This window comes from Paracoccus sp. 22332 (genome assembly GCF_052045125.1).
In the GTDB taxonomy this organism is placed as follows: domain Bacteria; phylum Pseudomonadota; class Alphaproteobacteria; order Rhodobacterales; family Rhodobacteraceae; genus Paracoccus; species Paracoccus haematequi_A.
Window position 1 is genome coordinate 33,918 of the sequence record NZ_JBQEOI010000011.1, and the last position, 26,059, is coordinate 59,976.

Genomic DNA, 26,059 nt, shown 5'->3' on the forward strand with positions numbered 1-26,059 from the left:
TTTCCTCCTGCGGGGCAGATTGGCGCGGCGATTGCAGACTGTGAGGGGGGTCAGTCGCCCCGCAGCGCGGCGACCGCCGCCTGCACCTTGGGCGTGCGGTGCAGATCGACATGCGTGACCAGCCACAGCCGCGATTCCCATTCGGGCAGGGCCATCACCTCGACCAGCCCCTCGGCGCGGGACGGCGACAGGGGACCGATGGCAAGGCCCGCGCGGATCACCGCCTCGCGCGCGGATTCGTCGTTGGCGGTCAGCACGATCTGGCCGGGCTCGATCTTGCCGTGCAGCCAGCGCATCAGCGGCGCATTGCGGGCCTGCGGACCCAGCAGCGCCAGGGGATGGGCGGCGATATCCGTCACCTCGCCATGGGTGGCGATGTATTCGGGCGCGGCATAGACCGGATGGCGCATCGTTCCCATGGAACGCACGACATAATCCGGCTCGGTCGGTTGACTGCCCGCGCGGATCGCCACATGCGCCTCTCCGGCGTCCAGGCGGAACAGCCGCACGTCGGTGACATAGTTCACCCGCAGCCCAGGATGCTGGCGCATCAGGCGGATCAGCCGGGGCATGACCACATCGGCCAGTTCGGGCAAGGAGGTCACGATCAGCTCGCCCTCGATCCGGTCGGCGCCGCCCGCGATCCGCGCGGCAAGCTGGGCGAAGCGTTCGTCGGCATCGCCCGCCACCTTCAGCATGGCCTGCCCCGCCTCGGTCAGGGCATAGCCGCGCGGATGACGCTGGAACAGCTTGACGCCCAGTTGCGATTCCAGCCCGTCGATCCGGCGGATCACGGTGGCGTGGTGAACACCCAGGGACTCGGCCGCGGCGCTGACGGTGCCGGTGCGCGCCACCGCCAACGCGATGCGAAGATCGTCCCAACTATCGATAGTCATGTGCATCCCCGCACAGATGATGCGCGCTTATCGCCCTTCCGTTCGTGCGCGCCTAGACCTAAATCGGTGCCATACCATTCTGGACGAACGGACCAAACCCATGAACATCCTGCATATCGACAGCGCCATCACGGGCGAGGCTTCGGTTTCCCGCAAGCTGACCGCGGACATCGTGGCCAAGCTGACCGCCGCCAATCCGGGTGCGACCGTCACCTATCGCGACCTGAACCAGGGCGTGCCCGCCATCGACACCGACTGGTTCAAGGCCGTGCGCCTGGCGCCGACCGATCCCACGCCCGAACAGCAGAAGCTGATCGAGATCTCGGACGCCTATCTGGCCGAGGTGCAGGCCGCCGACGTCCTGGTGATCGGCATGCCGATCTATAATTTCACCCTGACCGCGCAGTTGAAGAACTGGCTGGACCAGATCGCGAGGGCGGGAAAATCCTTCCGCTATACCGAAGCCGGTCCCGAAGGCCTGCTGAAAGGCAAGCGCGCCATCATCGCCTATAGCGCGGCGGGCACCCCGATGGGATCCGAGATGGACCACGCCTCGGACTATATCCGCTTCATGCTGGGCTTCCTGGGCATCACCGATGTGGATTTCGTGGCCGCCGACCGCCTGGCGATGGACCGCGAGGCCGGTCTGGCCCGCGCGCAGGACGCGCTGGAAAAGCTGGCCGCCTGAAGACTGTCGGACGCGCGATGTAAAGAGTATGACGGCCTGCGTTGACTTGCGGGCCGTTTTTTCGTATCAGCCACCGGATTCCCGGAAGGACTGCCCTTCCGGTCCCTGCCTGGTGCGGGGATCGCCCTCCGTCAGCGCGTCGCGCCCACGGGGGCAAACCTGTTTTGGACCGAAGGAGGCCCGGCGATGTTCGAGAACCTTTCCGACCGTTTGGGCGGCGTCTTCGACCGGCTGACCAAGCAGGGCGCCCTGACCGAGGACGACGTGACCGCCGCCATGCGCGAGGTCCGCGTGGCCCTGCTGGAGGCGGACGTGTCGCTGCCGGTGGCGCGCAACTTCGTCAAGGCGGTGACGCAGAAAGCCACCGGATCGGCCGTCACCAAGTCGATCACCCCCGGCCAGCAGGTCGTGAAGATCGTCCATGACGAGCTGATCAAGGTCTTGCAGGGCGAGGACGCGCCCGACGCGCTGCGCATCGACAATCCGCCCGCGCCGATCCTGATGGTCGGGTTGCAGGGGTCCGGCAAGACCACCACCACTGCCAAGCTGGCCCTGCGCCTGAAGGACCGCGAGAAGAAGCGCGTGCTGATGGCGTCGCTGGACACCAACCGTCCGGCGGCGATGGAGCAGCTGGCGATCCTGGGCCAGCAGATCGGCGTCGACACCCTGCCCATCGTGCCGGGCCAGACCGCCCCGCAGATCGCGCAGCGCGCCAAGCAGCAGGCCAACCTTGGCGGCTATGACGTGGTGATGCTGGACACAGCCGGCCGGCTGCATATCGACCAGGCGCTGATGGACGAGGTTCAAGCCGTCCGCGACATCGCCCAGCCGCGCGAGACGCTGCTGGTGGTCGACGGCCTGACCGGCCAGGACGCGGTGAACGTCGCGACCGAATTCGACGCCAAGGTGGGCGTGTCCGGCGTGGTGCTGACCCGGATGGACGGCGACGGGCGCGGCGGCGCGGCCCTGTCGATGCGCGCCATCACCGGCAAGCCGATCCGCTTCGTGGGTCTGGGCGAAAAGATGGACGCGCTGGAAACCTTCGACGCGCAGCGCGTCGCGGGCAGGATCCTGGGCATGGGCGATATCGTCGCCCTGGTCGAAAAGGCCCAGCAGGTGCTGGAGGTCGAACAGGCCGAGCGCATGATGAAGCGCTTCCAGAAGGGTATGTTCAACATGAACGACCTCAAGGGCCAGCTTGAACAGATGCAGAAGATGGGGGGCATGCAGTCCATCATGGGCATGATGCCGGGCATGGCGAAGATGGCCAAGCAGGCCGAGGCAGCGGGCATGGACGACAAGGCCATCGCCCGGCAGATCGCGCTGATCAACTCGATGACCAAGAAGGAACGCGCCAATCCCGACATGCTGCAAGCCAGCCGCAAGAAGCGGATCGCGGCGGGCGCGGGCATGGAGGTGTCCGAGCTGAACAAGCTTCTGAAGATGCAGAAGCAGATGGCCGACACGATGAAGAAGCTGGGCAAGATGGGCAAGGGCGGGATGCTGAAACAGGCCATGCGCGCCATGACCGGCAAGGGCGGCGGGCTGCCCGACCTGGAGAACTTCGATCCCGCCAAGATGGCCGAGGCGCAGAAGATGCTGCAGGATCCCAAGGGCCTGGGCGGGCAGTTGGGCAAGGCCGGTCTGCCCGGCGGCCTTTCGGGGATGTTCGGCAAGAAATGACGTCTTTGACCCAAACCATCTCGGTCAGCATTCCGGTAATCGAAACTGATCGCCTTATCCTCCGTGCGCCGCGCCTGTCGGATCTGGATGCGATCACTTGCTTCGCCACCTCGGACCGCGCCCGCTTCGTCGGCGGCCCCGGCAGACCCTGGGACGGCTGGACCTCGCTGACCGGCCTGATCGGCCACTGGACCCTGCGCGGCTTCGGCTGGTGGATGATCGAGGACAAGGCCAGCGGCCAGACCGCGGGCCGCACCGGCATCGGCCACCATATCGACTGGCCGGAACCCGAACTGGGCTGGCACATCTATGAAGGCTTCGAAGGCCGCGGCATCGCCCATGAAGCCGCCCTTGCCGCCCGCCGCCACGCCCAGACGCAGATGGGCCTTGGCCCGGTCATCTCGCTGATCCACCGCGATAACGCCCGTTCCCGTCGTCTGGCCGAGCGGCTTGGCGCGCAGATCGAAAGCGAAACGGTGATCCGCGACATGCCCTGTCTTGTCTATCGCCACCCCAAAGGTGACGCATGACCCGGTCCTGTTTTCTGTGCCGAAACATGTTCAGCGGGTCCGGGGGGCAGACGGCCCCCCGGCGCCACCCCCATCAGCCGGAGCCCTGCCCATGGACGCCGTGACCCGCGCCGCCGAACTGCTTAAGGAACATCGCGCCAGCATCGACCGGCTGGACGCGATCCTGGTCTATACGCTGGCCGAACGCTTCAAGCACACCCAATCCGTCGGCCGCCTCAAGGCCGAACACGATCTTCCGCCGTCCGATCCCGCCCGCGAAGCGCAGCAGATCGAGCGGCTGGAACGCCTCGCGCGCGAGGCCGACCTGGACCCGGAATTCGCGCGCAAATTCCTGAACTTCGTGATCGCCGAAGTGATCCGGCATCACGAGACCTTCCAATCCTGACGGGGCGCCGCCCCACCACGCCATTCTAAAGGAGAAACCCAATGGCAACGAAAATCCGTCTGGCCCGTGGCGGCAGCAAGAAGCGCCCGCATTACGCCATCGTCGTGTCCGATTCGCGGATGCCGCGCGACGGCCGCTTCCTGGAAAAGCTGGGCACCTACAACCCGCTGCTGGCCAAGGACAGCGAGGACCGCATCAAGCTGGACCTAGATCGCGCCAAGCACTGGCTTGACCAGGGCGCCCAGCCGACCGACCGCGTGGCCCGCTTCCTGGAAGCCGCAGGCGTGCGCGAAAAGGCCACCCGCGCCAACATGAAGAAGGCCGAGCCGGGCAAGAAAGCCACCGCCCGCGCCGCCGAAAAGGCCGCGAAAGCCGCCGCCCCGGCCGAGGCCGAATAATCACGACGGGCGGGGGCGACCCCGCCCTTTGCCATCGCGGGGGCCGCATGACTGAAGACCGCATCTGCGTGGGCGCGATCGCCGGGGCCTTCGGGGTCCGGGGCGAGGTGCGGCTGAAAAGCTTCTGCGCCGAGCCGTCGGACATCGCCAAATACACCCCCCTGACGACCGAGGACGGCAAGCGGTCCTTCACCGTGAAACTGACCCGCCCCGTCACCGGCGGCTTGGGCGCGCGCCTGTCGGGCGTGGCCACGCGCGAGGATGCCGAGGCGCTGCGGGGCGTGACCCTCTGGGCGCCGCGATCCGCCCTGCCCTCGCTGCCCGACGACGAATTCTATCACGCCGACCTGATCGGGCTGGAGGTCGTCGATACCGGCGGCGCCGTGCTTGGCCGGGTCCGGGCGATCTTCGACCATGGCGCGGGCGACATCCTGGAGGTCGTCGGCGGCAAGGACGTTCTACTGCTGCCCTTTACCCGCGCCGTGGTGCCGACCGTCGATCTGGCGGCGAAGCGCATTGTCGCCGATCCGCCCGCCACCGATGAGTGAGCCGCCCAAATCCCATGGTCGGCTGTCGATCACAGCCAGCCTGCGCCCCCGCGAACTGATGACCGAACCGCAGGTCGCGGGCGCCTGGACCGCCAGCATCGTCACCCTGTTCCCCGAGGCCTTCCCCGGCATCCTGGGCCTGTCGCTGACCGGCAAGGCGCTGGCGCAGGGGTTGTGGAACCTGCGCACCGTGCCCCTGCGCGACTTCGGCATCGGCCGGCACCGCAACGTGGACGACACGCCTGCGGGCGGCGGCGCGGGCATGGTGATCCGCGCCGACGTGATGGACGCGGCCCTGCGCGAGGCCCGCCGGGGCCCGCCTCGCCCGGTGATCTACATGTCCCCGCGCGGCGCCCCGCTGACCCAGGCCCGCGCCCGCGACCTGGCCCAGGGCAACGGCGTCACCCTGATCTGCGGCCGGTTCGAGGGGGTGGACCAGCGCGTCCTGGACGCCCATGATGTCGAGGAGGTCAGCATCGGCGACTATGTCCTGACCGGCGGAGAGATCGCCGCTCAGGTCTTGATCGACGCGACGGTCCGGCTTATACCGCGCGTGCTGGGGAATCACGACTCTCTGGCCGAGGAATCCTTTTCCATCGGCAACAGGGGCCTTCTTGAAGCCCCCCAGTTCACGAAGCCCGCCCAATGGGAAGGCCGCGAGATACCGGAGGTTCTGCTGTCCGGCAATCACGCGGCCATTCAGCGTTGGCGGGCCAGTGAGGCCGAAAGGCTGACCAAGCAACGCCGCCCCGACCTGTGGCGGGCATGGGCCGACCGGCCCGTGGACCCGGCAAAGGACCGACAGCTCTCGGGCGCATCAGACCAATCGCGGGGCTACCGCGAGCATGACAAGGAACCCAGGCGATGAACCTGATCGCAGAACTCGAAGCCGAGCAGATCGCCCAGCTCGGCAAGACCATCCCGGATTTCAAGGCCGGCGACACCGTGCGCGTCGGCTATAAGGTGACCGAGGGCACCCGGTCGCGCGTGCAGATGTATGAAGGCGTCTGCATCGGCCGCAAAGGCGGCGCGACGCTGGCCGCCAGCTTCACCGTGCGCAAGATCAGCTTTGGCGAAGGCGTGGAACGGGTGTTCCCGCTGTATTCGACCAACATCGATTCGATCGAGGTCGTGCGCCGCGGCAAGGTCCGCCGCGCCAAGCTGTACTATCTGCGCGACCGTCGCGGCAAATCGGCCCGGATCGTCGAGAAAACCAACTATCGCCCGCTGTCCGACGCGAAAGCCTGAGGGATCATCCGATGAGAAAAGACATTCATCCCGATTACCACACCATCGAGATCAAGATGACCGATGGCACCACCTACCAGACCCGTTCGACCTGGGGTTCGGAAGGCGCGACCATGGCCCTGGACATCGACCCGACCTCGCATCCGGCCTGGACCGGCGGTTCGGCCAAGCTGATGGATACCGGCGGCCGCGTGTCGAAGTTCAAGTCGAAATACGCGGGCCTGGGCTTCTGATCGCCCGGCCCTGGAAGTGCGAAGCGCCGCCCCGACCGGGCGGCGTTTTCTTTTGCGGTGCAGGATGGGGGCGCTGCCCCCGTCCCTGCGGGACTCCCCAGGGATATTTGAACAAAGGTGAAAAGGGCGGCGTTAGGCTGCCTCGACGCTGGGTTCCACCAGGGCCACGATATCCATCATGATCGCGTTCAGCTGGAAGTCCTTGGGCGTATAGACCCGGGCCACGCCCATCGCGCGCAGCCGTGCCGCGTCCTCGTCGGGGATGATGCCGCCGACGATCACCGGGACATGGGCCAGGCCCGCCGCACGGATCCGCGACATCAGATCCTCGATCAGGGGCATATGGCTGCCCGACAGGATCGACAGGCCGATGACATGGGCGTCTTCTTCCTGCGCGCGGGTGACGATCTGTTCGGGGGTCAGGCGGATGCCTTCATAGGTGATGTCCATGCCGCAATCGCGGGCGCGGAAGGCGATCTGCTCGGCGCCGTTGGAATGGCCGTCGAGGCCCGGCTTGCCGACCACGAATTTCAGCCGCCGTCCCAGGCGGGCGCTGACCGCATCGACGGCCTCGCGGATCTCTTCCAGCCCCTCGGTGCGGTTCGACGGGCTGGCGGACACCCCTGTCGGGCCGCGATATTCGCCATGGACCTGGCGCATGACGCCCGCCCATTCGCCGGTCGTGGCCCCGGCCTTGGCCGCCGCAATGGACCAGGGCATGACATTTTGCCCCCGCCGGGCCGCATCGCGCAACGCGCCAAGCGCAAGCTGCACCGCGCCTTCGTCGCGGGCCTGCCGCCAGGCGTGCAGCCGGGCGATCTGGTCCTGTTCCACCGCCGGATCGACCACCATGATCCCGCCATCGCCCGCCGTCAGCGGCGAAGGCTCTCCCTGCTGCCAGCGGTTCACGCCGACCACGACCGTCTGGTTCGTCTCGATCCGTCCCAGACGCTCGGCATTCGATTCGACCAGCCGGGCCTTCATATAGTCGATGGCGGCGATCGCCCCGCCCATTTCGTCCAGCAGGCGCAATTCGTCGCGCGCGCCCTGCTTCAGTTCCTCGACCTTGGCGGCGATCACCGGATTGCCGTCGAACAGGTCGCCATATTCCAGCAGATCCGTTTCATAGGCGACGATCTGCTGCATCCGCAGCGACCATTGCTGGTCCCAGGGGCGCGGCAGGCCCAGCGCCTCGTTCCAGGCAGGCAGTTGCACGGCACGGGCGCGGGCGTTTTTCGACAGCGTGACCGCCAGCATTTCCAGAAGGATCCGGTAGACATTGTTTTCCGGCTGCTGCTCGGTCAAGCCCAAGCTGTTGACCTGCACCCCATAGCGGAAGCGACGGTATTTTTCATCCGCGATGCCGTAGCGGTCGCGCGTGATCTCGTCCCACAATTCGGTGAAGGCGCGCATCTTGCACATCTCGGTCACGAAACGGATGCCCGCATTCACGAAGAAGCTGATCCGGCCCACCATCTCGGGGAAGGTATCAGACGGCACCTTGCCCTTCAGGTCGTCCAGCACGGCAATGGCGGTCGCCAACGCATAGGCCAGTTCCTGCTGCGGCGTCGCCCCGGCCTCTTGCAGGTGATAGGAACAGACGTTCATCGGGTTCCACTTGGGCAGGTGTTCCCGCGTGTAGGCCGCCACGTCCGTGATCATCGCCAGCGAAGGCTTGGGCGGGCAGATATAGGTGCCGCGCGACAGGTATTCCTTGATCAGGTCGTTCTGCACCGTGCCTTGCAGCTTGGCGATGTCCGCCCCCTGCTCCTCGGCCACGGCGATGTAGAGCGACAGCAGCCAGGGCGCCGTTGCGTTGATCGTCATTGAGGTGTTCATCTGTTCCAGCGGGATCCGGTCGAACAGCGCCCGCATGTCGCCCAGATGGCAGATGGGAACGCCGACCTTGCCGACCTCGCCCCGCGCCAGGACGTGATCGCTGTCATAGCCGGTCTGGGTCGGCAGGTCGAAGGCCACCGACAGTCCGGTCTGTCCCTTGGCCAAGTTGCCGCGATACAGCGCGTTCGACTTCTCGGCCGTGGAATGGCCCGCATAGGTGCGGAACAGCCAGGGTTTGTCCTTGTCAGCCATGGGCCACCTCGCAACAATCTTTCGGTACAGAAAGGAATATAGAAACAAACATGCGCCGTCAATTCGCTGCAGCGCGGCAAGGATATGCGACTTTCGGACATTTTATTGCGATTATATCCGCATAGTTGTTGCAATGTTGCGCAAGTCTTCATACCACTTGTGCCAGACACCCGGCGATTCTGCGCCGCGGCACGACAAGGAGACGCGCATGGCCCTCGATTCCCCTACTCCGATCGCCCCCTACGACGCCCCTGTGAAGGATCTGTACGACATCGGCGAGATGCCGCCCCTGGGCCATGTTCCGGCAAGAATGCACGCCTGGACGATCCGCCGCGAACGCCATGGCGAACCCGACACGGCGATGCAGCTGGAGGTCGTCGAAACCCCCAGCATCGACAGCAACGAGGTGCTGGTTCTGGTGATGGCGGCGGGCGTCAACTATAACGGCATCTGGGCCGGGCTGGGCCAGCCGATCAGCCCCTTCGACGGGCACAAGGCGCCCTATCACATCGCCGGATCCGACGCTTCGGGGATCGTCTGGGCGGTGGGCGACAAGGTGAAACGTTGGAAGGTCGGCGACGAGGTCGTGGTCCATTGCAACCAGGACGACGGCGACGACGAGGAATGCAACGGCGGCGATCCGATGTATTCGCCGACCCAGCGGATCTGGGGCTATGAAACCCCGGACGGCAGCTTCGCGCAGTTCACCCGCGTCCAGTCCCAGCAGCTGATGCCCCGCCCCCGTCACCTGACATGGGAGGAATCGGCCTGCTATACCCTGACGCTGGCCACCGCATACCGGATGCTGTTCGGGCACGAGCCGCATGAGCTGAAACCCGGCATGAACGTGCTAGTCTGGGGCGCGTCGGGAGGCTTGGGGTCTTACGCGATCCAGCTCATCAACGCGGCGGGCGGCAACGCCATCGGCGTCATCTCCGAGGAAGACAAGCGCAATTTCGTCATGGGCCTGGGCGCCAAGGGCGTCATCAACCGCAAGGAATTCAACTGCTGGGGCCAGTTGCCCAAGGTCAACACCCCCGAATACAAGGACTGGTTCAACGAGGCGCGCAAGTTCGGCAAGGCCATCTGGGACATCACCGGCAAGGGAAACAACGTCGACATCGTCTTCGAACATCCGGGCGAGGCGACCTTCCCGGTCAGCACCCTGGTCTGCAAGAAGGGCGGCATGGTCGTGATCTGCGCGGGCACCACGGGCTTCAACTGCACCTTCGACGTGCGTTACCTGTGGATGCACCAGAAGCGCATCCAGGGGTCGCATTTCGCGCATCTGAAACAGGCCAGCGCGGCCAACAAACTGATGCTGGAACGACGCCTGGATCCCTGCATGTCCGAGGTCTTTCCCTGGGCGGAAATCCCGGCCGCGCATATGAAGATGTATCGCAACCAGCACAAGCCGGGCAACATGTCGGTGCTGGTCCAGGCCCCGACCACCGGGCTGCGCACCTTCGAGGACGCGCTGGAGGCCCGTCGCGGCTGACGCGGCCTAAATCCTGGTGTCGCCTGCCTCGGGCAGGCGGCATTTCCATTCGACCACCCGGTCCTTCGGATGGGCGGCGACCCAGCGGGCCAGTTCGTTCTGGCTGGACAACATGCAGGTCTGGATGCCGTTGCGCCGTTCGAACAGCAGGCTGTGTTCGGTGCAGCGTTGCGGGTCGCTGATCAGGCATGTGACGAAGAACAACTCGATCATCGCGTGTTCCTTTCGATGATCCCTCATACAAGCGCCAGGGCCTGAAAAGTTGCAGGGACGGTCCTGTTCTGCCCACAACTTGCGCGACCTGCCCGAATATGTCGCGACTTCCCATTTAATTTGCCTGAAATAACGGCTAACGCGCTGTCAGAATCACAAAAGGGACAGTGCCATGCCGCAGATCGACGACAAGTTGACCCCCATCTATGACGAGGTCGTCCGCCGCAACGCGGGCGAGGCGGAATTCCATCAGGCCGTGCGCGAGGTTCTGGAAAGCCTTGGCCGCGTCGTCGCCAAGCACCCGGAATATCTGGACAACGCGCTGATCGAACGGATCTGCGAACCCGAACGCCAGATCATCTTCCGCGTGCCCTGGACCGACGACAAGGGCCAGGTCCAGATCAACCGGGGCTTCCGCGTCCAGTTCAACTCGGCCATGGGCCCCTACAAGGGCGGGCTGCGGTTCCATCCGTCGGTGAATGTCGGGATCATCAAGTTCCTGGGCTTCGAGCAGACCTTCAAGAACGCCCTGACCGGCCTTCCCATCGGCGGCGGCAAGGGCGGGTCCGACTTCGATCCCAAGGGCCGCTCGGATGCCGAGGTCATGCGCTTCTGCCAGTCCTTCATGACCGAGCTTTACCGCCATCTGGGCGAATATACCGACGTGCCGGCGGGCGACATCGGCGTCGGCGCGCGCGAGATCGGATACATGTTCGGCCAGTACAAGCGCCTGACCAACCGTTACGAGGCAGGCGTGCTGACCGGCAAGGGCCTGTTCTATGGCGGATCGCTGGCCCGCAAGGAAGCGACCGGATACGGCAACACCTATTTCACCCGCGCCATGCTGCAAACCACCGGCGACGATTTCGACGGCAAGACGGTGGTGGTGTCGGGATCCGGCAATGTCGCGATCTACACGATCGAGAAGGTCCGGTCCTATGGCGGCAAGGTCGTCGCCTGTTCGGACAGCGGCGGCTATATCGTCGACGAGAATGGCCTGGACCTGGATCTGGTCAAGGAAATCAAGGAAGTGCGGCGCGGCCGGATCAGCGAATATGCGCGGATCAAGGGCGAAGGCAGCGGCGTCTATTTCGTCAAGGCGGGCGACGGGTCGATCTGGGACGTGCCCTGCCAGGTTGCGCTGCCCTCGGCCACGCAGAACGAACTGACCGGCAAGGACGCCAAGACGCTGATCAAGAACGGTGTGCAGGCGGTGGGCGAAGGCGCCAACATGCCCTCGACCCCCGAAGCGATCCGCGCATTCCAGCAGGCGGGCGTCAAGTTCGGCCCCGGCAAGGCCGCCAATGCGGGCGGCGTCGCGACCTCGGCGCTGGAGATGCAGCAGAACGCCTCGCGCGACCGCTGGACCTTCGAAAAGACCGAGGCCCGGCTAGCCGAGATCATGCGCGACATCCACGACGCCTGCTATTCCACCGCTGAGGAATTCGGCGCGCCGGGCGATTACGTGATCGGCGCGAACATCGCCGGTTTCATCCGCGTGGCCGAACCGATGCGCGCCTTCGGCGTGATCTGAGGCCTGTTCATCTTGGCGGGCCGCCCTNGACGCGGCCCGCTACCTGAAGGCTCCGACAACCGGGCGGATGCGGTCGATGTGTCGCCTCGCGATATCCCGACAGGCGCCTCCATCCCCGCCTTTCTCTGCGCAGGCGTAGAGCACGTCCTGACAGACCCGGCCATGGAGCCGTTGATCGTCGCAGACTTGTACATGCCGGAGGGACTGCGCCAGATCGCCATAGATGGGCTTCAGTTGATCGCTTGTGAAAACCGCGACCATCAACAAGGCGTAGGCCACAAAGCAGACCCCCATCGCCAGTCCGAGGGGAAGCACCACGAACCAACGCGCGGCGGATGTCATGCGTTCGAACACGCGCGCGACGGGAACAAAGACCGAAAAGCCCAGCACCCCGGCAAACAACAGCAGCACGGTTCCAAGCATGATGGACGACCAGACCACAAAACCCTGCCCAGCCAGGTCCGGCAGGTCATGGCGACGCGCTCGCAGCAATGCGTCAGCCGCCTGCCAGACCGGATAGGCGATTGTCGCCACAATGGCAAACGCCCCGAAACGGGTTGCAATGCGGTCGATCAATGCGCCGTAATCTATCGGACTGTCCGTCTTTGGTGACTGTCCGGTGTCAGTGCTTCTTGTGCACTCGGTCGCAGGCCCATCGTCCATCGTCGCCAGAACAACCCTCAAGGCGAGTAACTTGATAAGAAACCCGACAGTCCTCATTTTTTACACTCTCTCTGCTCTCGATCTTCGAGCATTATATGTCGCCCCATATGAATAAGGACGGCCCTTCGCTTTTGCCGGCGGGCAGGGTATGACCCCCGCATGACCCTGCCCGCCCCCACCCTGTCCCCCGACCAGGCCGATGCCTGGGACGCCCTGTCCGACGCCCTGGGCGCGGCGGGCATCGACCTCGCCGCCGGCGACCTGCACCCGCCGCAGCCGGGCAAGGGGCGCGTGATGGCGGTGATCGGCAAGGCCGGGTCGGGCAAGACGCTGCTGCTGTCGCAGATCACCAAGGCGCTGCGCGACGCGGGCGTCGAGATCGTCAGCGGCGACTACGAAGGCCGCAAGCGCAAGGAGCGGCGCAGCGTGGCGATCCTGGCGCCGACCAACAAGGCGGCCTTCGTGCTGCGGATGCGCGGGGTTCCGGCGACGACGATTCACCGGATCCTGTATACCCCCGTCTATGACCCGGAATATGAAAAGCTGGCCGAATGGCTGGCGGGCACCGGCGACCGCCCGGTGGTCGAGGGCATGACGGATGCCGCGCTGGATCGGGCCAAGGCGTTCTACGACCAGAACGCCTCGATCCCCGGCGCGCTGGCGGCGGCGGGGCTGCGCGGGTCCGATTTCATCCGCGGCTGGAAACGGCGCGAGGATTCGCTGGACGTGGGGCTGATCGACGAGGCCTCCATGCTGGACGAAAAGCAGTTCGAGGATCTGCGCGAGATCTTTCCCCTGCTGGTCCTGTTCGGCGATCCGGCGCAGCTTGCCCCGGTCGGCCAGTCGGGCGAGATGGTCTTTGACAAGCTGGCGCCGTCGCAACGGCTGATCCTGAACCGCATCCACCGGCAGGCCGACGACAGCCCGATCCTGGATCTGGCCCATGCGCTGTCCGACGAAAGCCTGTCCTTCGAGGGCTTCGAAAGCCAGATCCGCGCCGCCGCACGGCGCGACGACCGGGTGGTCTGGTCGGAACGGGTGGAAAGCGACCTGATGGCCCGCAGCCCGGTGCTGGTCTGGCGCAACGCCACGCGGATCCGGCTGATCCACGCCTTCCGCGCCGCCTATGGCGCGCCGGGCGACGCGCTGCTGCCCGGAGAGCCGCTGATCTGCGACGGAATCGAGCTGCCCCTGAAACACCGCAAGAAGCGCATCGACCTGGAGGCGCGGGGGCTGATCAAGGGCGCGCAGGTCGTCTATCTGGGACCGGGCCGCAAGCCGGGCTTTTCGCGGCTGCACGTCATCGGGGCCGAGGATCCGCGCCTGTCCGCCGCCAGCATCGTCAAGATCGAGCTGCCGGATGAGGAAGAGCCTTTCATCCCCTTCGCGGCCCGGATGGGGGCGACCTTCCTGCACGGCGCGGCGGTGACGATCCACAAGTCGCAAGGCTCGCAATGGCCCGACGTGCAGGTTTTCGGCCCCGATATCAGCGCCGCCGCCTGGTCGAACCGGACCGAGGCCGGGATCCCCCTGTGGAAGCGGCTGGCCTATGTCGCCATCACCCGCGCGCAGGAACGGCTGTTCTGGGTCACGAAATCGCGCCTGGCCCGGCCCACCGCGCCGCTTGGCACGGACGATCTGGACGCGCCGGTCGCCGACCTGACCCTGGCGGCCGAGGAGGAATAGCGTCCCGCGCCGGTCGGGGGCGCTTCGCCCCCCGAACCCCCAGAGGATATTTAGACCAAGGCAAAACAGCCTTCGGCTTCAGCGCGCCGCCTGGCGGTGGTCCAGCCGTTCGATGGACAGGCGCAGCGCCTCGACCAGGGCTTCCTTGGGAATGCCGGTTTCGCGGGACAGGCGCATGATGCCGAAATGGACGCGGGCCAGTTCCTGATAATAGCGCGTGAAGGTATAGTTGATCGACGCGCCCACCACCGCCCCGAAGATCGGCGCCGCCTGCGCCGCAAGCTTCTGGCCCATCGACACCGACAGGCGCGGCGCGACCTTGGAAATCAGCCCCTGCACCGTCTGGCCCGTCACCGACATGCGCGCGGCCAGCAGGCCCAGGTCGGTGCTGTCATCCTCGGCCATCGGACCGGCGGCGGCGAAGATGCGCAGGCATTCCATCCGCACCTCGTCGCTGTCGGGATCCAGACCGTGTTCCACGGCAATATCCAGCATCGCGCGCAGCAGAAGCGTGATCGTGAAGGGCAGTTCGATCATCGCGCCCGCGAAACCGCCCACGCCCCCCGCCGCCCCGCTGACGGTCGAGGCCATGCGGTTGAACCAGTCGCCCCGGTCGCGGACCATCCGACGCGAAGTTGTCGCCGCAGCGAAGGCCCGGTTCAGCCCGGCGCGGGTGATGCGGTCCATGCGGCTGCGCACGAAACCCGGCAGTTTCTCGATCAGCCCTTCGGCGCCGTTGCCGACGGCGGCCATCAGTTCCATCCCCAGCCCGCCCGCATCCAGATAGCGCCGCGCCAGGCGGTCGACCTGGGCATGGACCGAGGGGTCATTGATCGGCGGAAGCACCAGTTGCGGAGTGGCGGGCATCGGTATCCTCTTTTGGATGGTCGACCGTCACGCAGGCCGACAGGTCATTGGCGCCGCGCGACAATTTCCCCGCATCGGGAAAGGTTTCGCGCATCACCGGTCCCACGACATCAACCCAGGCGCCGGGGCGAAGTTCCAGCCCCAGAACCCGCGCCGGATTGGTCGGCGGCGGCATGACCACATCGTCCAGCCGCGCGAAGCCGAAGCGGCTGTAATAGGGCGCGTCCCCCACCAGCAGAACCCGTTCCCAGCCCAGCTTGCGCGCGCGGGCCAGGCTGTCGCGCATCAGCAGGCCGCCCAGCCCCTCGCCCTGGGCGGTGGGATGCACGGCGATCGGACCCAGCAGCAGCACCGGCTTGCCGCCTACGCGCACCGGCCAGAAGCGGATCGCGGCCATCACGGTGTTCGACCCGTCGCGCAGCACCAGGCACAGGTCGGCGACCTTGGGCACCCCGTCCCGCAGGCGGTACGACGACAGCGCCGTCCGCCCCGGCGCGAAGCACAGATCGTAAAGACCCTCGACCTCGGGCTCGTCGGCGGGCGTCTCGGGGCAGATCTCGTACATCGCGCCTCCTCTCGGGTCTTGCCGCCCCTTAGCACGGGGACGGGGACGATGAAACATCCGGGGCATTGCGGCGCGGCCGTGCGAATGGCAGGTTGAGCCGACAAGACAGGAGGCCCCGATGTTCTACCGCCCCGAGTCCGGCCACGGGCTGCCCCACAGTCCCTTCAACGCCATCATCGCCCCCCGCCCCATCGGCTGGATTTCGACGCGCGGGACGGCGGGCGACAACCTGGCGCCCTATTCGTTCTTCAACGCGGTGGCCTATGTCCCTCCGCAGGTGATGTTCGCCTCGACCAGTGCGAAGCCCGACCGCAAGGGCACCAAGGACAGCGTGGCGCAGATCATCGAATCGGGCGTGTTCTGCGTCAACATCGCCACCGGAGACCTGCGCGACCAGGTGAACGCCAGTTCCGCCACCCTGCCCGCCGGGGTCAGCGAGTTCGATGCCGCCGGGATCCCCGCCGCCGAATGCGAGACCATCGCCTGCCCACGCGTCGCAGGGGCCGCCGCCGCGCTGGAATGCCGGATGACCCGTGTGCTGCCGCTGGCGGGCCAGGCGAATTTCGTCGTCTTCGGCGTGGTGACGGGGGTGCATATCCGCGACGATTGCGTGGTGGACGGCCGTTTCGATCCGCGCGCGGCGGGCGGATGGATCGCGCGGCTGGGCTATCACGACTATGCCGCCGTCACCCAGCTGTTCGAAATGGAACGCCCTGCATGAGCCTGAACGTCAAGGACTATATCCGCACCATCGCCGATTTCCCGCATGAAGGGATCCTGTTCCGCGACGTGACCACGCTGTTCGCGGACGCGCGCGGCTTCCGCATCGCCATCGACCAGTTGCTGGCCCCCTATGCGGGCGCGCGGATCGACAAGGTCGTGGGGCTCGAGGCGCGCGGCTTCATCCTGGGCGGAGCGGTGGCGCATCAGCTTTCCACCGGCTTCGTGCCGATCCGCAAGAAGGGCAAGCTGCCCGGCGCGGTGATTTCCCAGGCCTATCAACTGGAATACGGCGAGGCCGTGGTCGAGGTCCATGACGACGCCTTGAAGCCGGGCGAACGGGTGCTGATCGTGGACGACCTGCTGGCCACGGGCGGCACGGCGGCGGCGGGGATTTCGCTGTGTGAGAGGCTGGGCGCCAAGGTCGTGGGCTGCGCCTTCGTGATCGACCTGCCGGATCTGGGCGGAAGGCGTCTGCTGGAGGGGTTGGGGCATGAGGTTCATGTGCTGTGCGCGTTCGAGGGGGAGTAAACGGAGCTCATACGCACCTATGCCAGGATCACCCCCGGATTCATGATCCCCACCGGATCCAGCGCGTCCTTGATCGCGCGCATGGCCGCCAGCCGCGCCGGATCGCCCCATTCGGCCAGGTCCGCCGCCTTCAGTCGCCCCACCCCGTGTTCCGCCGAGAACGACCCGCCGCGCGCCACCACCATCTTATGCACCGCGCGCGACAAGTCTCGCCGAACCCGGTCATAGGCGTCACGGGTTTTCCCCTCGACCGGAAACAGGTTGAAATGCAGGTTGCCGTCGCCCAAGTGGCCGAAGCAGTTGATGCGCAGGTCGGCCATGTCCGCCAGCATGGCGCTGGCGTCGCGAATGAAGCGGGCGATTTCCGACAAAGGCAGGCTGATGTCGTGGCTGGCGATGGCGCCGATATGGCGGTTCGCGTCGGGGATCGTCTCGCGGATCGCCCACAACTCGGCGGCCTGCTGGCCTGACTGCGCTATCACGCCGTCGCGGACCAGCCCCTCCTCGGCAGCCTCGGAGAACAGGCCCTCCAGCGCGGCATCTGCGGACAGGCCCGCGGGCAGGCCCACCTCGATCAGGACCAGCCAGTCGGGGCGGTCGGCAAAGGGCTGGCGCAGCGCCGGAAAGGCCACGTCCAGGAAGCGGAGCCCCTGCCCCGAGATCAGCTCGAACGCCGTCACGCCCCCCGCCATCCGGGCCTGCGCCAGCGACAGCAGGGTCAGCGCGGCCTCGGGCGATTCCACAACCAGCATCGCCACGCCGACCTCGGGCGGGACCGGAGCCAGCACCAGGGATGCAGCGGTGATGATGCCCAGCGTGCCCTCGGCGCCGATCAGCAGGTCGCGGACGTCATAGCCGGTGTTGTCCTTCCGCAGCCGTTTCAGGTCGTGCATGACCTGGCCCTGCGGCAGCACCGCCTCGACCCCCAGGCACAGCGCGCGGGCATTGCCATAGCGCAGCACGTTGACGCCGCCCGCATTGGTCGACAGCACCCCGCCGATCTGCGCGGTCCCCTGCGACGCCAGCGCCAGCGGGAACTGCCGCCCTACGGCGGCAGCGGCCTCGCGGACCTGTTGCAGGGTGGCGCCCGCCTCGGCCACGATCACGCCTTCCTCGGGGTGGACCGCGCGGATGGCCCTCATGCGCTCCAGCGACAGAAGCAGGGGGACGGGCCCCTCGGGCATCACCTGCCCGCCAACCAGCCCCGTGCCGCCGCCGCGCGGCACCACCGCCACCCCCGCCTCGGCGCAGGCGCGGATCACCGCCGCCGCCTCCTCGGTATCGCGGGGGGCGGCGACCAACCCAGCCTGGCCGCGATAGCGGCCGCGCGGTTCCTCAAGATAGGCGGGCGCCGCCTCGCGCAGAACACCTTGCGGCAGCCGTGCCGCCAGCCGCTCATCCGCCGGATTCAATCCCATCGTCCGCCCCATCTTCTGTGTTCAAATATCCCGGGGGTCCGGGGGCTGGCCCCCGGGATCGCGGGACGCAAAGCCGTCAGCGCGCATCGCTGCGGCCGCGCCGGTCGCCGCGCAGGTTGGCATACAGCACATGGTTCCGCCACCGACCGTCGATTTGCAGATAGCTTTGCGCGACGCCTTCGTATTTGAAGCCCGACTTTTCCAAGACGCCGCGCGACGCGGCGTTTTCCGGCAAACAGGCGGCCTCGACTCGGCTGAGGTCCATCACGGTGAAGGCGTGGTGGACCAGCGCGCCGATCGCCTCGCGCATATAGCCCTGGCGGGCGAAGGGCTGGCCGATCCAGTAACCGATGGTTCCCGACTGCGCGGGGCCGCGACGGATATTGTCCAGGGTGATCGCGCCCAACAAAACGCCGTCGCGGCGCACCAGGAACAGGGGCAGCGCGGTGCCGCCCCGACTGGCGCGGGCAGCCCAATAGACGCGGTTGACGAAGCTCTTGCGGGACAGGTGGTCCGGGGACCAGACCGGCTCCCACGGGGTAAGGAAGTCGCGGCTGGCCTGGCGCAGCGCGGTCCAGGCGTGGAAATCGGCATGGGCAGGCAGGCGCAGCACGATCCGTTCGGCCTCCAGCCTGACGGGCCGCGCGCGCAGGAACATCAGGCGGCAAGCCGTTCGGCTAGGGTGCCCAGGGCGGGCGCCGCCTTGACCGGACCATACAGCGCCAGCGCGGGGCGGGCCTGCCCGATCAGGCGTTCGGCATGGGCGCGCACCTCGGCCACCGATACGGCGGCGATGCGGTCCGCGACCTCGGCCGCGTCGGGCACCCGGCCCCAGATCGCCAGGGTCCGGGCCATGCGTTCCGCCTGTGACGACGGACTTTCCAGCGACATCAGCAGGCTTGCGCGCAGCTGCGCCTTGGCGCGGGCGACCTCGGGTTCGGACATGTCCTCGGCGGCCCGCTTCATCTCGTCGATGGTCAGGGTGGACAGGTCGGCCAGATCCTCGGCCCCGGTGCCGGCATAGATGGTCAGCATTCCGGTGTCGTCATGGAATCCCGACTGCGCGAAGATCGTATAGCAGAGGCCCCGTTCCTCGCGGATCTTCTGGAACAGGCGGGACGACATGCCCCCGCCAAGGGCCGAGGAAAAGATCTGCGCGGCATAGAAATCGGGCGCCAGATAGCCCGGCCCCTCCAGGGCCAGCGCGAAATGCGCCTGCTCCAGCCGCTTGACCTTGCGGGTTTCCAGACCCTGCCAGCGGGCGGCTTCCTTGGGGGCCTGCGCCACGGGGGCCAGATGGCCGAAGGCCCGTTCGGCCAGCCGCACGATGCGGTCGTGATCGACCGCCCCGGCCGCGGCCACGATCATCTGGCCGGGGCCATAGTTTTCCGCCACGAAGCCCGCCAGGTCGGCGCGGCCGAAGCGGCTGACGCGTTCCACTGGTCCCAGGATGGTGCGGCCCATCGGCTGGTTCGGATAGGCCGCCTCTTGCAGCCAGTCGAAAATGATGTCGTCGGGCGTGTCCATCGACTGCCCGATCTCTTGCAGGATCACGCCGCGCTCGACCTCGATTTCCCGTTCGTCGAAGATCGGGTTCAGCACGATGTCGGACATCACGTCGAAGGCCAGATCGACATCCTCTTCCAGCACACGGACGTAATAGGCCGTCGCATCGCGCGAGGTATAGGCGTTGATATAGCCGCCCACGTCCTCGATGGCTTCCGCGATCTGGAGGGCACTGCGCGTCGCGGTGCCCTTGAAGGCCATATGCTCCAGGAAATGCGCGATGCCGTTCTGTTCGGGGCGCTCATTGCGCCCGCCCGCATTGACCCAGATGCCCAGGGCGGCGGAATGCAGCCCCGGCATCAGGCGCGTGGCGACGCGCAGGCCGTTGGCAAGGGTCGTGATCTGCGGGGTCGGGTCTTGGTTCACTGCGTTCTCCGGTCAAGGATCAGCGATTTAAGCGCCTGCACGTCGTTTTCAACCCGCGTCACGCGTTCGGCCAGGTCGAACAGCCCGGCCATATGCGGCGGCAGCGGCGGCCGGACGCCGATCGCGGCCTCCACCGCGTCGGGGAACTTGGCCGGATGGGCAGTCGCCAGCGTCACCATGGGCACGCCGGGTTCGACATGCTGGTGTGCGACGGCGACGCCCACCGCGCTGTGGGGACACAGGATTTCGCCGGTCTCGGCGCGGATGGTGCGGATCATCGCCAAGGTCTCATCCTCCGAGACGCGGCCCGACAGGTATTGTTCGCGCAGCGCCTGCAAGGCGCCCTGGCTGATGGTGAAGCCGCCGTGCTTCAATTCGTCCATGATCTGCGCCACCGCGGCTGCATCGCCGCCATAGGCCAGATACAGCGCCCGTTCGAAGTTGGAACTGACCTGGATGTCCATGGACGGGCTGATCGAGGGTTCGACCGTGCCGACACGGTATTCGCCGGTGGTCAGCGCGCGGTGCAGGATGTCGTTCTGGTTCGTCGCCACGATCAGGCGGCGGATCGGCAGGCCCATGGCCCGCGCGATGGATCCCGCGAAGATGTCGCCGAAATTTCCGGTCGGCACGGTGAAATCCGTGTCCCGCATTCCCAGGGACGCGCAGGCCGTGAAGTAATAGACGATCTGCGCCACCACCCGCGCCCAGTTGATGCTGTTGACCCCCGCCAGCCCCACCTGGTCGCGGAAGGCGTGGTCGTTGAACAGATCCTTCAGCCGTGCCTGGCAGTCGTCGAAATGCCCGGTCACAGCCAGGGCATGGACATTCGCCGCGTCGGGCGTGGTCATCTGGCGGCGCTGCACGTCGCTGACGCGGCCATGCGGGAACATGATGAACACGTCCACATTGTCGATGCCCTTGAAGGCCTCGATGGCCGCCGATCCGGTGTCGCCCGAGGTCGCGCCGACGATGGTGATCTTCTGGCCGGACCGTTTCAGTGCGATCTGGAACAACTGCGCGATCAACTGCATCGCGAAGTCCTTGAAGGCCAGGGTCGGGCCGTGGAACAGCTCCAGCAGGTGATGGCCGGGGGCAAGCTGGCGCAGGGGAGCCTTGGCGGTATGCTCGATGCGCGCATAGGCGCGGTCGATGGCGCCGCGCAGTTCGTCGTCGGTGAAGCTGTCGCCGGTGAAGGGGCGGATGACACGGAAGGCGACCTCCTCATAGGGCAGGCCGTCCAGGTCGCGCAGGCCGCCGAAGGCGGGGATCGTCTCGGGCAGGTACAGGCCGCCGTCGCGGGCCAGGCCCGACAGCATCGCCTGTTCGAAGTTCAGCACCGGGGCCTGACCCCGCGTCGAGACATAGCGCATCCGTGTTCCCTCAGTATTTCCGCTGCCTGATACGCCAGATCAAGGCCACTGTCATCCCTGCCCAGGTGGCCGCGATCATGAACCATTGGACGGCATAGGACAGGTGGTTGTTGGGGATCCCCTCGATGGCGACGGGGATCGGCTCGACCCCCTGGGCGTCGCCCTCGACGAATCTGGCGACGACCAGGATCGGTTCGGTGTCCAGCGCCTTCGCCATGGCGGGCACGTCGCGGGCGAACCAGATGTTCTCGTCCAGGTTCGGCTCGGGCGTGGCGCTGCCCTTTTCGTCGGGCCAGTGCAGGTTGCCGCGCACCGACAGCCGGGTCGGCCCGCGTTCGGCATGGCGAAGTTCCTGCGGCACGAAGCCCCGGTCCAGCAGGATCGCGCGGCCGTCGTCGGTGACGAAGCGGGACACGATCTGGTAGCCGCCGCCCTGTTCCTTGCTGCCCGACAGCACGTCGATCTCGGCCCCGGTGGTGGTGCCGCTGACGGTGACGGGCAGGTATTTCATCGACGGATCGACGGCGGCGGGCAGCGGCACGGCGGGGGCCTCGATGCCGGCCTGGATCCGTGCCAGCAGCCCCTCTTTCTCGTCCAGGCGGCGTAATTGCCACAGGCCGAGATTGATCAGGATCGCGCAGCCGAGGATGCCGAAGATCAGGGGAATCAGGATGCGGCGCATGAGAGGACCAGCCAATCGCAAAAGAAAACGCGCGGGAACCGTCCCCGCGCGTCGTGTTTCGGTTTCGGCGGGGATCAGCTGCCCCAGACATAGACCACGGCGAACAGGAACAGCCAGACCACATCGACGAAGTGCCAGTACCAGGCGGCGGCCTCGAAGCCGATATGCTTCTCCTGGTCCATCTGGCCGTTCAGCATCCGCAGCAGGCAGACGGCCAGGAAGATCGTGCCGATGATGACGTGGAAGCCGTGGAAGCCCGTCGCCAGATAGAAGGCGCTTGCATAGGCGGTGTCGGCCAGGCCGAAGGCCGCGTGGCTGTATTCATAGGCTTGCAGGATGGTGAACACGACCCCCAGGAAGACCGCGACGATCAGCCCGTTGATGGTGGTCTTGCGGTCGTTGTCGTGGACAAGCGCGTGGTGCGCCCAGGTCACCGCGACGCCCGACAGCAGCAGGATCAGCGTGTTGATGAAGGGCAGATGCCAGGGGTCGAAGGTCACGATGCCTTCGGGCGGCCAGACGCCGTCCTTGATCGGGCTTTCCGGCCCCATCGGATACATCGCGTTCTTGATGAAGTTCCAGAACCAAGCCGTGAAGAACATCAGTTCCGAAATGATGAACAGGATGAAGCCGTATTGCAGGCCGATCCGCACCACAGGGGTGTGATCGCCCGCCTGGCTTTCGCGGACCACGTCGGCCCACCAGCTGTACATCACGTACAGCACGCCGACGAAGCCGATCAGCGCCAGCCAGGGTCCGTTGACCGGAATGAACAGCAGATGCACATCGCCCGAATGCATCCAGCCGACAGCGCCATACAGCATCAGGAAGGCCGAGATGGCGGCGACGAAAGGCCAGATCGACGGCGGAAGGATGTGGTAATCGTGGTTCTTTGCGTGCGCCATGAGCTGTCCCCGTCGGCTCCTCTTGGTTCAGTTGACGTTACCCGCCGGGGCAGCGTCAAGCGCGGCCTGCTTCGGCTGGGTGCGGTGGAAGGTATAAGACAGGGTGATGTCCCTGACCCAGCCTGCGTCGCGGTCCTTGACCAGGTCGGGATCGACGAAGAAGCTGACCGGCATCTCGATCCGCTCGCCCGGCTGGAGGGTCTGTTCCGTGAAGCAGAAACACTCGATCTTGTCGAAGTAATAGCCCGACACCTCGGGCGCGACGTTATAGCTGGCGGTGCCGGTGATGGCCACGTCGGAATTGTTCACCGCCTCATAGAAGGCCAGGCCGGGTTCGCCGATCTTCAGCTCCATGCTGGTCTGCATGGGACGGAAGGTCCATTCCATATCCTTGTCCACATTGGCGTCGAAGCGGACCCGGACGACCTCGTCCAGCACCTGATCAGGCGCCGATTCCGCGACCTGCGTGGTGCCGCCGAAGCCGGTGACGCGACAGAACCAGTCATAGAACGGCACGGCGGCCCAGGCCAGCGCGCCCATCGTCACGACGACGCCCACCAGGACGGCGACGGTGCGGGTTTCCGGGGACATGCGCCGGGTCATTCCGCCGGCTCCTCGGCAGGCAGGACGGACACGCGCGGCTGGTGGTCGAAGGCCTCCATCATGTCGCCCTGCTGGACCTTGACCACCGTCAGGCCGAAGACCAGCGCGACAAAGGCCAGCAGCACCAGGCCCAGCCCGACATTGCGCGACCGGCGGCGGCCGTGGATCTCGTGTTCGGCGTGCAGCGGCATCACCAGCCCCCCATTGCGTTCTGAACCAACAACGCGACGAAATGCAGGAACAGGTAATAAAGCGACAGCTTGAAGACCCGCTTTTCGACCGCATAGCCGTCGGCGATCGCCGCATCCTCGGACCGGCGCAGGATCCGCCAGCCGCCATGGATGAACAGCGCGTTCAGCACGACCGAGGCCGCCAGATAGACAGGCCCCCCGACCGAGGTCAGCCCCAGCCAGATCGCGAAGGGCGCCAGCACCAGTGTATAGGCGAAGATATGGCGGCGGGTGGCGGCGCGGCCATGCGTCACCGTCAGCATCGGCACCTTGGCGACGTGGTAATCCGACTTCATGAACAGCGCCAGCGCCCAGAAATGCGGCGGCGTCCAGAAGAAGATCAGCGCGAACATCAGCAGCGATTCGATGCTGATCCCGCCCGTCGCGCAGGCCCAGCCGATCATCGGCGGGAACGCCCCGGCCGCGCCGCCGATGACGATGTTCTGCGGCGTCCAGCGTTTCAGCCAGATCGTATAGACGACGGCATAGAAGAAGATCGTGAAGGCCAGGAAGCCCGCAGCGAACCAGTTCGCCGCCAGCCCCAGCATCATGACCGCGAACCCGGCCAGGATCAGGCCCAGCGACAGCGCCGCGCCCCCCTCGATCCGGCCCGAGGGGATGGGGCGGGACTGGGTGCGGCGCATCACGGCGTCGATGTCCGCGTCATACCACATGTTCAGCGCGCCCGAGGCGCCGCCGCCAAGCGCGATGAACAGGACCGAACAGAAGGCCACGAAGGGATGCAGATCGACCGGCGCCACCCACAGCCCAACGAAGGCGGTGAAGACGACCAGCGACATCACCCGCGGCTTGAGCAGCGCGACGAAATCGCGGAACTCTGCCTCGGGGGCGCCTTCATAGGTGTTGATATCGGTCATCTTTCCTTCGGCCTGGCTTTGTCGCTGGTCGGTCCGACGCTCAGTCGGCCTTGGCCAGCGTCACGGTGTCGGCAGGGGCGGCCGAAGCGGTTTCTGCGGCCCCTTCCAGGGTGCCGCCCTGTTCGGCGACCCAGGCGGCATAGGTTTCGGGGCTGACCGCCTTCACGACGATCGGCATATAGGCGTGGTTGATGCCGCACAGCTCGCTGCACTGGCCGAAATAGACGCCTTCCTGTTCGACATTGAACCAGGCCTGAGCGATCCGGCCCGGAACCGCGTCCTGCTTCACGGCGAAGGCCGGGATCGTCCAGCTGTGGATCACGTCGTTCGCGGTCACTTGCAGCAGCACGGTCTGGCCCACCGGCACGACGACGGCGGTATCGGTCGCCAGCAGGTATTCGTCCTCGTTATAGCCGTAATCCGCCAGCTCTTCCTTGGTCAGCATGATCGAGTCGAAGCTGATGCCGTTTTCGGGATATTCGTAGGACCAGTACCACTGGTTGCCGATGGCCTTGATCACCACATCGGGATCGGCGGGCATTTCCTGGCTGCGGAACAGCGCGGGCAGCGAAAAGGCCCCGATGGAGACCAGGATCAGCACCGGCACCAGCGTCCAGGCGATCTCCAGCGGGGTGTTGTGGGTGAACTTCGCGGGAACCGGATTCGCCCGGCTGTTGAAGCGCAGGATCGCGAACAGCAGCAGCGCGCAGACCACCAGCGTCACGACCGAGATGATGATCAGCACGAAATGGTCCAGCCATTGCTGGTCATGGGCCAATTCGGTCACGGGGGGCTGGAAATTCACCCCACGCGCATGGGGCTTGCCGATCACCGGCAGTTCCCCCAGCACATCCTGCGCCCAAGCCGCGTTGGCTACCATCCCCGCTGCCGCCAGCCCGGAAGCTGCCGCGACTGCACGGCGAATCATCGCTATTGCCATCATCCCATCCCGTTATCCTGGCGCGGCCGCGCGACCGCAGGGGCGCCCCAAGACCGCCCCTTTTCCTTTAACACTGACCGTTCTATGACCATATCTCGTCCCTACGGGCAAGTGATACATA

Annotated in this window: 30 protein-coding genes; 14 read left to right on the forward strand and 16 right to left on the reverse strand. The window is 66.3% G+C overall.

What is annotated here, in order from left to right; genetic code table 11:
* Positions 1-50: 50 nt before the first annotated feature.
* Positions 51-896, reverse strand: a complete 846-nt coding sequence (locus ACTJI6_RS13165; RefSeq protein WP_440801286.1) for a LysR family transcriptional regulator — start codon at positions 894-896, stop codon at positions 51-53.
* Between the two features lie 100 nt (positions 897-996).
* Here ACTJI6_RS13165 and ACTJI6_RS13170 point away from each other — a divergent pair, with 100 nt between their 5' ends.
* The 9 genes from ACTJI6_RS13170 to rpmE all read left to right on the forward strand — a co-directional run bounded on the left by ACTJI6_RS13170 (position 997) and on the right by rpmE (position 6,609).
* Positions 997-1,584 carry an FMN-dependent NADH-azoreductase gene (locus ACTJI6_RS13170; protein ID WP_440801288.1) on the forward strand — a complete coding sequence of 196 codons (588 nt, stop codon included), beginning with the start codon at positions 997-999 and terminating at the stop codon, positions 1,582-1,584.
* Positions 1,585-1,770: 186 nt separating this feature from the next.
* On the forward strand, positions 1,771-3,267 hold the full coding sequence (gene ffh / locus ACTJI6_RS13175; RefSeq protein WP_440801290.1) for a signal recognition particle protein: 1,497 nt from the start codon (positions 1,771-1,773) through the stop codon (positions 3,265-3,267).
* 5 nt (positions 3,268-3,272) lie between these two features.
* Complete coding sequence (locus ACTJI6_RS13180) at positions 3,273-3,797, forward strand: GNAT family N-acetyltransferase (protein ID WP_440801292.1); 525 nt, start codon at positions 3,273-3,275, stop codon at positions 3,795-3,797.
* A gap of 91 nt (positions 3,798-3,888) precedes the next feature.
* Complete coding sequence (locus tag ACTJI6_RS13185) at positions 3,889-4,182, forward strand: chorismate mutase (RefSeq protein WP_126153390.1); 294 nt, start codon at positions 3,889-3,891, stop codon at positions 4,180-4,182.
* Between the two features lie 41 nt (positions 4,183-4,223).
* Positions 4,224-4,580, forward strand: coding sequence for a 30S ribosomal protein S16 (gene rpsP, locus ACTJI6_RS13190; protein ID WP_207100987.1), 357 nt, complete (start codon positions 4,224-4,226; stop codon positions 4,578-4,580).
* A gap of 47 nt (positions 4,581-4,627) precedes the next feature.
* Positions 4,628-5,128 (forward strand): ribosome maturation factor RimM, encoded by a 501-nt coding sequence (rimM, locus tag ACTJI6_RS13195; protein ID WP_440801294.1) that lies wholly within the window; start codon positions 4,628-4,630, stop codon positions 5,126-5,128.
* Complete coding sequence (gene trmD / locus ACTJI6_RS13200) at positions 5,121-5,996, forward strand: tRNA (guanosine(37)-N1)-methyltransferase TrmD (protein ID WP_440801295.1); 876 nt, start codon at positions 5,121-5,123, stop codon at positions 5,994-5,996. Before rimM ends, trmD begins: the two co-directional genes overlap by 8 nt.
* Complete coding sequence (rplS, locus tag ACTJI6_RS13205) at positions 5,993-6,376, forward strand: 50S ribosomal protein L19 (protein ID WP_126153386.1); 384 nt, start codon at positions 5,993-5,995, stop codon at positions 6,374-6,376. The genes trmD and rplS overlap by 4 nt, the downstream gene beginning before the upstream one ends.
* 11 nt (positions 6,377-6,387) lie before the next feature.
* Entirely contained in the window at positions 6,388-6,609 is a 222-nt protein-coding gene (gene rpmE / locus ACTJI6_RS13210; protein ID WP_126153385.1) for a 50S ribosomal protein L31, read from the forward strand.
* 132 nt (positions 6,610-6,741) lie between these two features.
* Here the strand turns inward: rpmE and ACTJI6_RS13215 are convergent, their stop codons facing one another.
* Positions 6,742-8,700: a methylmalonyl-CoA mutase family protein gene (locus ACTJI6_RS13215; RefSeq protein WP_440801298.1), complete on the reverse strand. Its 1,959-nt coding sequence runs from the start codon at positions 8,698-8,700 to the stop codon at positions 6,742-6,744.
* 208 nt (positions 8,701-8,908) lie between these two features.
* Between ACTJI6_RS13215 and ccrA the strand changes: the two genes are divergently transcribed.
* Positions 8,909-10,198, forward strand: a complete 1,290-nt coding sequence (gene ccrA / locus ACTJI6_RS13220) for a crotonyl-CoA carboxylase/reductase (RefSeq protein WP_440801299.1) — start codon at positions 8,909-8,911, stop codon at positions 10,196-10,198.
* Positions 10,199-10,204: 6 nt separating this feature from the next.
* Here ccrA and ACTJI6_RS13225 read toward each other — a convergent pair whose 3' ends face one another.
* On the reverse strand, positions 10,205-10,411 hold the full coding sequence (locus tag ACTJI6_RS13225; protein ID WP_440801301.1) for a hypothetical protein: 207 nt from the start codon (positions 10,409-10,411) through the stop codon (positions 10,205-10,207).
* Between the two features lie 172 nt (positions 10,412-10,583).
* On the opposite strand from ACTJI6_RS13225, the gene gdhA reads away from it, so the two are divergent.
* A complete protein-coding gene (gene gdhA, locus ACTJI6_RS13230; protein ID WP_126153381.1) occupies positions 10,584-11,945 on the forward strand; it encodes an NADP-specific glutamate dehydrogenase in 1,362 nt (453 codons plus the stop codon).
* A 39-nt stretch (positions 11,946-11,984) separates the two neighbouring features.
* Here gdhA and ACTJI6_RS13235 read toward each other — a convergent pair whose 3' ends face one another.
* Positions 11,985-12,521 (reverse strand): hypothetical protein, encoded by a 537-nt coding sequence (locus ACTJI6_RS13235; RefSeq protein ID WP_440801303.1) that lies wholly within the window; start codon positions 12,519-12,521, stop codon positions 11,985-11,987.
* 246 nt (positions 12,522-12,767) lie between these two features.
* Between ACTJI6_RS13235 and ACTJI6_RS13240 the strand changes: the two genes are divergently transcribed.
* Positions 12,768-14,294, forward strand: a complete 1,527-nt coding sequence (locus ACTJI6_RS13240) for an ATP-dependent DNA helicase (protein WP_440801305.1) — start codon at positions 12,768-12,770, stop codon at positions 14,292-14,294.
* Positions 14,295-14,372: 78 nt separating this feature from the next.
* Here the strand turns inward: ACTJI6_RS13240 and ACTJI6_RS13245 are convergent, their stop codons facing one another.
* Positions 14,373-15,161 (reverse strand): EcsC family protein, encoded by a 789-nt coding sequence (locus tag ACTJI6_RS13245; RefSeq protein ID WP_126153379.1) that lies wholly within the window; start codon positions 15,159-15,161, stop codon positions 14,373-14,375.
* On the reverse strand, positions 15,121-15,726 hold the full coding sequence (locus ACTJI6_RS13250) for a GNAT family N-acetyltransferase (RefSeq protein WP_440801307.1): 606 nt from the start codon (positions 15,724-15,726) through the stop codon (positions 15,121-15,123). Before ACTJI6_RS13250 ends, ACTJI6_RS13245 begins: the two co-directional genes overlap by 41 nt.
* A 118-nt stretch (positions 15,727-15,844) precedes the next feature.
* Here ACTJI6_RS13250 and ACTJI6_RS13255 point away from each other — a divergent pair, with 118 nt between their 5' ends.
* Positions 15,845-16,447, forward strand: a complete 603-nt coding sequence (locus tag ACTJI6_RS13255) for a flavin reductase family protein (protein WP_126153377.1) — start codon at positions 15,845-15,847, stop codon at positions 16,445-16,447.
* The gene (locus tag ACTJI6_RS13260; RefSeq protein ID WP_440801308.1) at positions 16,444-16,977 is read left to right on the forward strand and encodes an adenine phosphoribosyltransferase; all 534 of its coding nucleotides are present in this window, start codon (positions 16,444-16,446) and stop codon (positions 16,975-16,977) included. Before ACTJI6_RS13255 ends, ACTJI6_RS13260 begins: the two co-directional genes overlap by 4 nt.
* A gap of 17 nt (positions 16,978-16,994) precedes the next feature.
* Here ACTJI6_RS13260 and ACTJI6_RS13265 read toward each other — a convergent pair whose 3' ends face one another.
* From ACTJI6_RS13265 to coxB, 10 genes are all read right to left on the reverse strand, one after another.
* Positions 16,995-18,395: an FAD-binding oxidoreductase gene (locus tag ACTJI6_RS13265; RefSeq protein WP_440801310.1), complete on the reverse strand. Its 1,401-nt coding sequence runs from the start codon at positions 18,393-18,395 to the stop codon at positions 16,995-16,997.
* A gap of 76 nt (positions 18,396-18,471) precedes the next feature.
* The gene (locus ACTJI6_RS13270; protein ID WP_126153373.1) at positions 18,472-19,053 is read right to left on the reverse strand and encodes a GNAT family N-acetyltransferase; all 582 of its coding nucleotides are present in this window, start codon (positions 19,051-19,053) and stop codon (positions 18,472-18,474) included.
* Positions 19,053-20,327 (reverse strand): M16 family metallopeptidase, encoded by a 1,275-nt coding sequence (locus tag ACTJI6_RS13275; protein ID WP_440801311.1) that lies wholly within the window; start codon positions 20,325-20,327, stop codon positions 19,053-19,055. The genes ACTJI6_RS13270 and ACTJI6_RS13275 overlap by 1 nt, the downstream gene beginning before the upstream one ends.
* Positions 20,324-21,700, reverse strand: coding sequence for a threonine synthase (thrC, locus tag ACTJI6_RS13280; protein ID WP_440801313.1), 1,377 nt, complete (start codon positions 21,698-21,700; stop codon positions 20,324-20,326). The genes ACTJI6_RS13275 and thrC overlap by 4 nt, the downstream gene beginning before the upstream one ends.
* Positions 21,701-21,710: 10 nt before the next feature.
* Positions 21,711-22,382, reverse strand: a complete 672-nt coding sequence (locus ACTJI6_RS13285) for an SURF1 family protein (protein WP_440801316.1) — start codon at positions 22,380-22,382, stop codon at positions 21,711-21,713.
* 74 nt (positions 22,383-22,456) lie between these two features.
* Complete coding sequence (locus tag ACTJI6_RS13290; RefSeq protein ID WP_440801317.1) at positions 22,457-23,287, reverse strand: cytochrome c oxidase subunit 3; 831 nt, start codon at positions 23,285-23,287, stop codon at positions 22,457-22,459.
* A gap of 27 nt (positions 23,288-23,314) precedes the next feature.
* Positions 23,315-23,890: a cytochrome c oxidase assembly protein gene (locus ACTJI6_RS13295; protein ID WP_440801318.1), complete on the reverse strand. Its 576-nt coding sequence runs from the start codon at positions 23,888-23,890 to the stop codon at positions 23,315-23,317.
* Positions 23,887-24,081, reverse strand: a complete 195-nt coding sequence (locus tag ACTJI6_RS13300; RefSeq protein WP_440801319.1) for a hypothetical protein — start codon at positions 24,079-24,081, stop codon at positions 23,887-23,889. Before ACTJI6_RS13300 ends, ACTJI6_RS13295 begins: the two co-directional genes overlap by 4 nt.
* Positions 24,081-24,998, reverse strand: a complete 918-nt coding sequence (gene cyoE / locus ACTJI6_RS13305) for a heme o synthase (protein WP_440801320.1) — start codon at positions 24,996-24,998, stop codon at positions 24,081-24,083. Before cyoE ends, ACTJI6_RS13300 begins: the two co-directional genes overlap by 1 nt.
* 40 nt (positions 24,999-25,038) lie before the next feature.
* Entirely contained in the window at positions 25,039-25,926 is an 888-nt protein-coding gene (gene coxB / locus ACTJI6_RS13310; protein WP_241232663.1) for a cytochrome c oxidase subunit II, read from the reverse strand.
* Between the last annotated feature and the right edge of the window lie 133 nt (positions 25,927-26,059).

What these genes read in the sequence shown, in the direction of transcription:
- ACTJI6_RS13165 (WP_440801286.1), bottom strand. Translation starts at nt 896, where the DNA reads ATGACTATCGATAGTTGGGACGATCTTCGCATCGCGTTGGCGGTGGCG.
- ACTJI6_RS13170 (WP_440801288.1), top strand. Translation starts at nt 997, where the DNA reads ATGAACATCCTGCATATCGACAGCGCCATCACGGGCGAGGCTTCGGTT.
- ffh (WP_440801290.1), top strand. Translation starts at nt 1,771, where the DNA reads ATGTTCGAGAACCTTTCCGACCGTTTGGGCGGCGTCTTCGACCGGCTG.
- ACTJI6_RS13185 (WP_126153390.1), top strand. Translation starts at nt 3,889, where the DNA reads ATGGACGCCGTGACCCGCGCCGCCGAACTGCTTAAGGAACATCGCGCC.
- rpsP (WP_207100987.1), top strand. Translation starts at nt 4,224, where the DNA reads ATGGCAACGAAAATCCGTCTGGCCCGTGGCGGCAGCAAGAAGCGCCCG.
- rimM (WP_440801294.1), top strand. Translation starts at nt 4,628, where the DNA reads ATGACTGAAGACCGCATCTGCGTGGGCGCGATCGCCGGGGCCTTCGGG.
- trmD (WP_440801295.1), top strand. Translation starts at nt 5,121, where the DNA reads ATGAGTGAGCCGCCCAAATCCCATGGTCGGCTGTCGATCACAGCCAGC.
- rplS (WP_126153386.1), top strand. Translation starts at nt 5,993, where the DNA reads ATGAACCTGATCGCAGAACTCGAAGCCGAGCAGATCGCCCAGCTCGGC.
- rpmE (WP_126153385.1), top strand. Translation starts at nt 6,388, where the DNA reads ATGAGAAAAGACATTCATCCCGATTACCACACCATCGAGATCAAGATG.
- ACTJI6_RS13215 (WP_440801298.1), bottom strand. Translation starts at nt 8,700, where the DNA reads ATGGCTGACAAGGACAAACCCTGGCTGTTCCGCACCTATGCGGGCCAT.
- ccrA (WP_440801299.1), top strand. Translation starts at nt 8,909, where the DNA reads ATGGCCCTCGATTCCCCTACTCCGATCGCCCCCTACGACGCCCCTGTG.
- ACTJI6_RS13225 (WP_440801301.1), bottom strand. Translation starts at nt 10,411, where the DNA reads ATGATCGAGTTGTTCTTCGTCACATGCCTGATCAGCGACCCGCAACGC.
- gdhA (WP_126153381.1), top strand. Translation starts at nt 10,584, where the DNA reads ATGCCGCAGATCGACGACAAGTTGACCCCCATCTATGACGAGGTCGTC.
- ACTJI6_RS13240 (WP_440801305.1), top strand. Translation starts at nt 12,768, where the DNA reads ATGACCCTGCCCGCCCCCACCCTGTCCCCCGACCAGGCCGATGCCTGG.
- ACTJI6_RS13245 (WP_126153379.1), bottom strand. Translation starts at nt 15,161, where the DNA reads ATGCCCGCCACTCCGCAACTGGTGCTTCCGCCGATCAATGACCCCTCG.
- ACTJI6_RS13250 (WP_440801307.1), bottom strand. Translation starts at nt 15,726, where the DNA reads ATGTACGAGATCTGCCCCGAGACGCCCGCCGACGAGCCCGAGGTCGAG.
- ACTJI6_RS13255 (WP_126153377.1), top strand. Translation starts at nt 15,845, where the DNA reads ATGTTCTACCGCCCCGAGTCCGGCCACGGGCTGCCCCACAGTCCCTTC.
- ACTJI6_RS13260 (WP_440801308.1), top strand. Translation starts at nt 16,444, where the DNA reads ATGAGCCTGAACGTCAAGGACTATATCCGCACCATCGCCGATTTCCCG.
- ACTJI6_RS13265 (WP_440801310.1), bottom strand. Translation starts at nt 18,395, where the DNA reads ATGGGATTGAATCCGGCGGATGAGCGGCTGGCGGCACGGCTGCCGCAA.
- ACTJI6_RS13270 (WP_126153373.1), bottom strand. Translation starts at nt 19,053, where the DNA reads ATGTTCCTGCGCGCGCGGCCCGTCAGGCTGGAGGCCGAACGGATCGTG.
- thrC (WP_440801313.1), bottom strand. Translation starts at nt 21,700, where the DNA reads ATGCGCTATGTCTCGACGCGGGGTCAGGCCCCGGTGCTGAACTTCGAA.
- ACTJI6_RS13285 (WP_440801316.1), bottom strand. Translation starts at nt 22,382, where the DNA reads ATGCGCCGCATCCTGATTCCCCTGATCTTCGGCATCCTCGGCTGCGCG.
- ACTJI6_RS13290 (WP_440801317.1), bottom strand. Translation starts at nt 23,287, where the DNA reads ATGGCGCACGCAAAGAACCACGATTACCACATCCTTCCGCCGTCGATC.
- ACTJI6_RS13295 (WP_440801318.1), bottom strand. Translation starts at nt 23,890, where the DNA reads ATGACCCGGCGCATGTCCCCGGAAACCCGCACCGTCGCCGTCCTGGTG.
- ACTJI6_RS13300 (WP_440801319.1), bottom strand. Translation starts at nt 24,081, where the DNA reads ATGCCGCTGCACGCCGAACACGAGATCCACGGCCGCCGCCGGTCGCGC.
- cyoE (WP_440801320.1), bottom strand. Translation starts at nt 24,998, where the DNA reads ATGACCGATATCAACACCTATGAAGGCGCCCCCGAGGCAGAGTTCCGC.
- coxB (WP_241232663.1), bottom strand. Translation starts at nt 25,926, where the DNA reads ATGATTCGCCGTGCAGTCGCGGCAGCTTCCGGGCTGGCGGCAGCGGGG.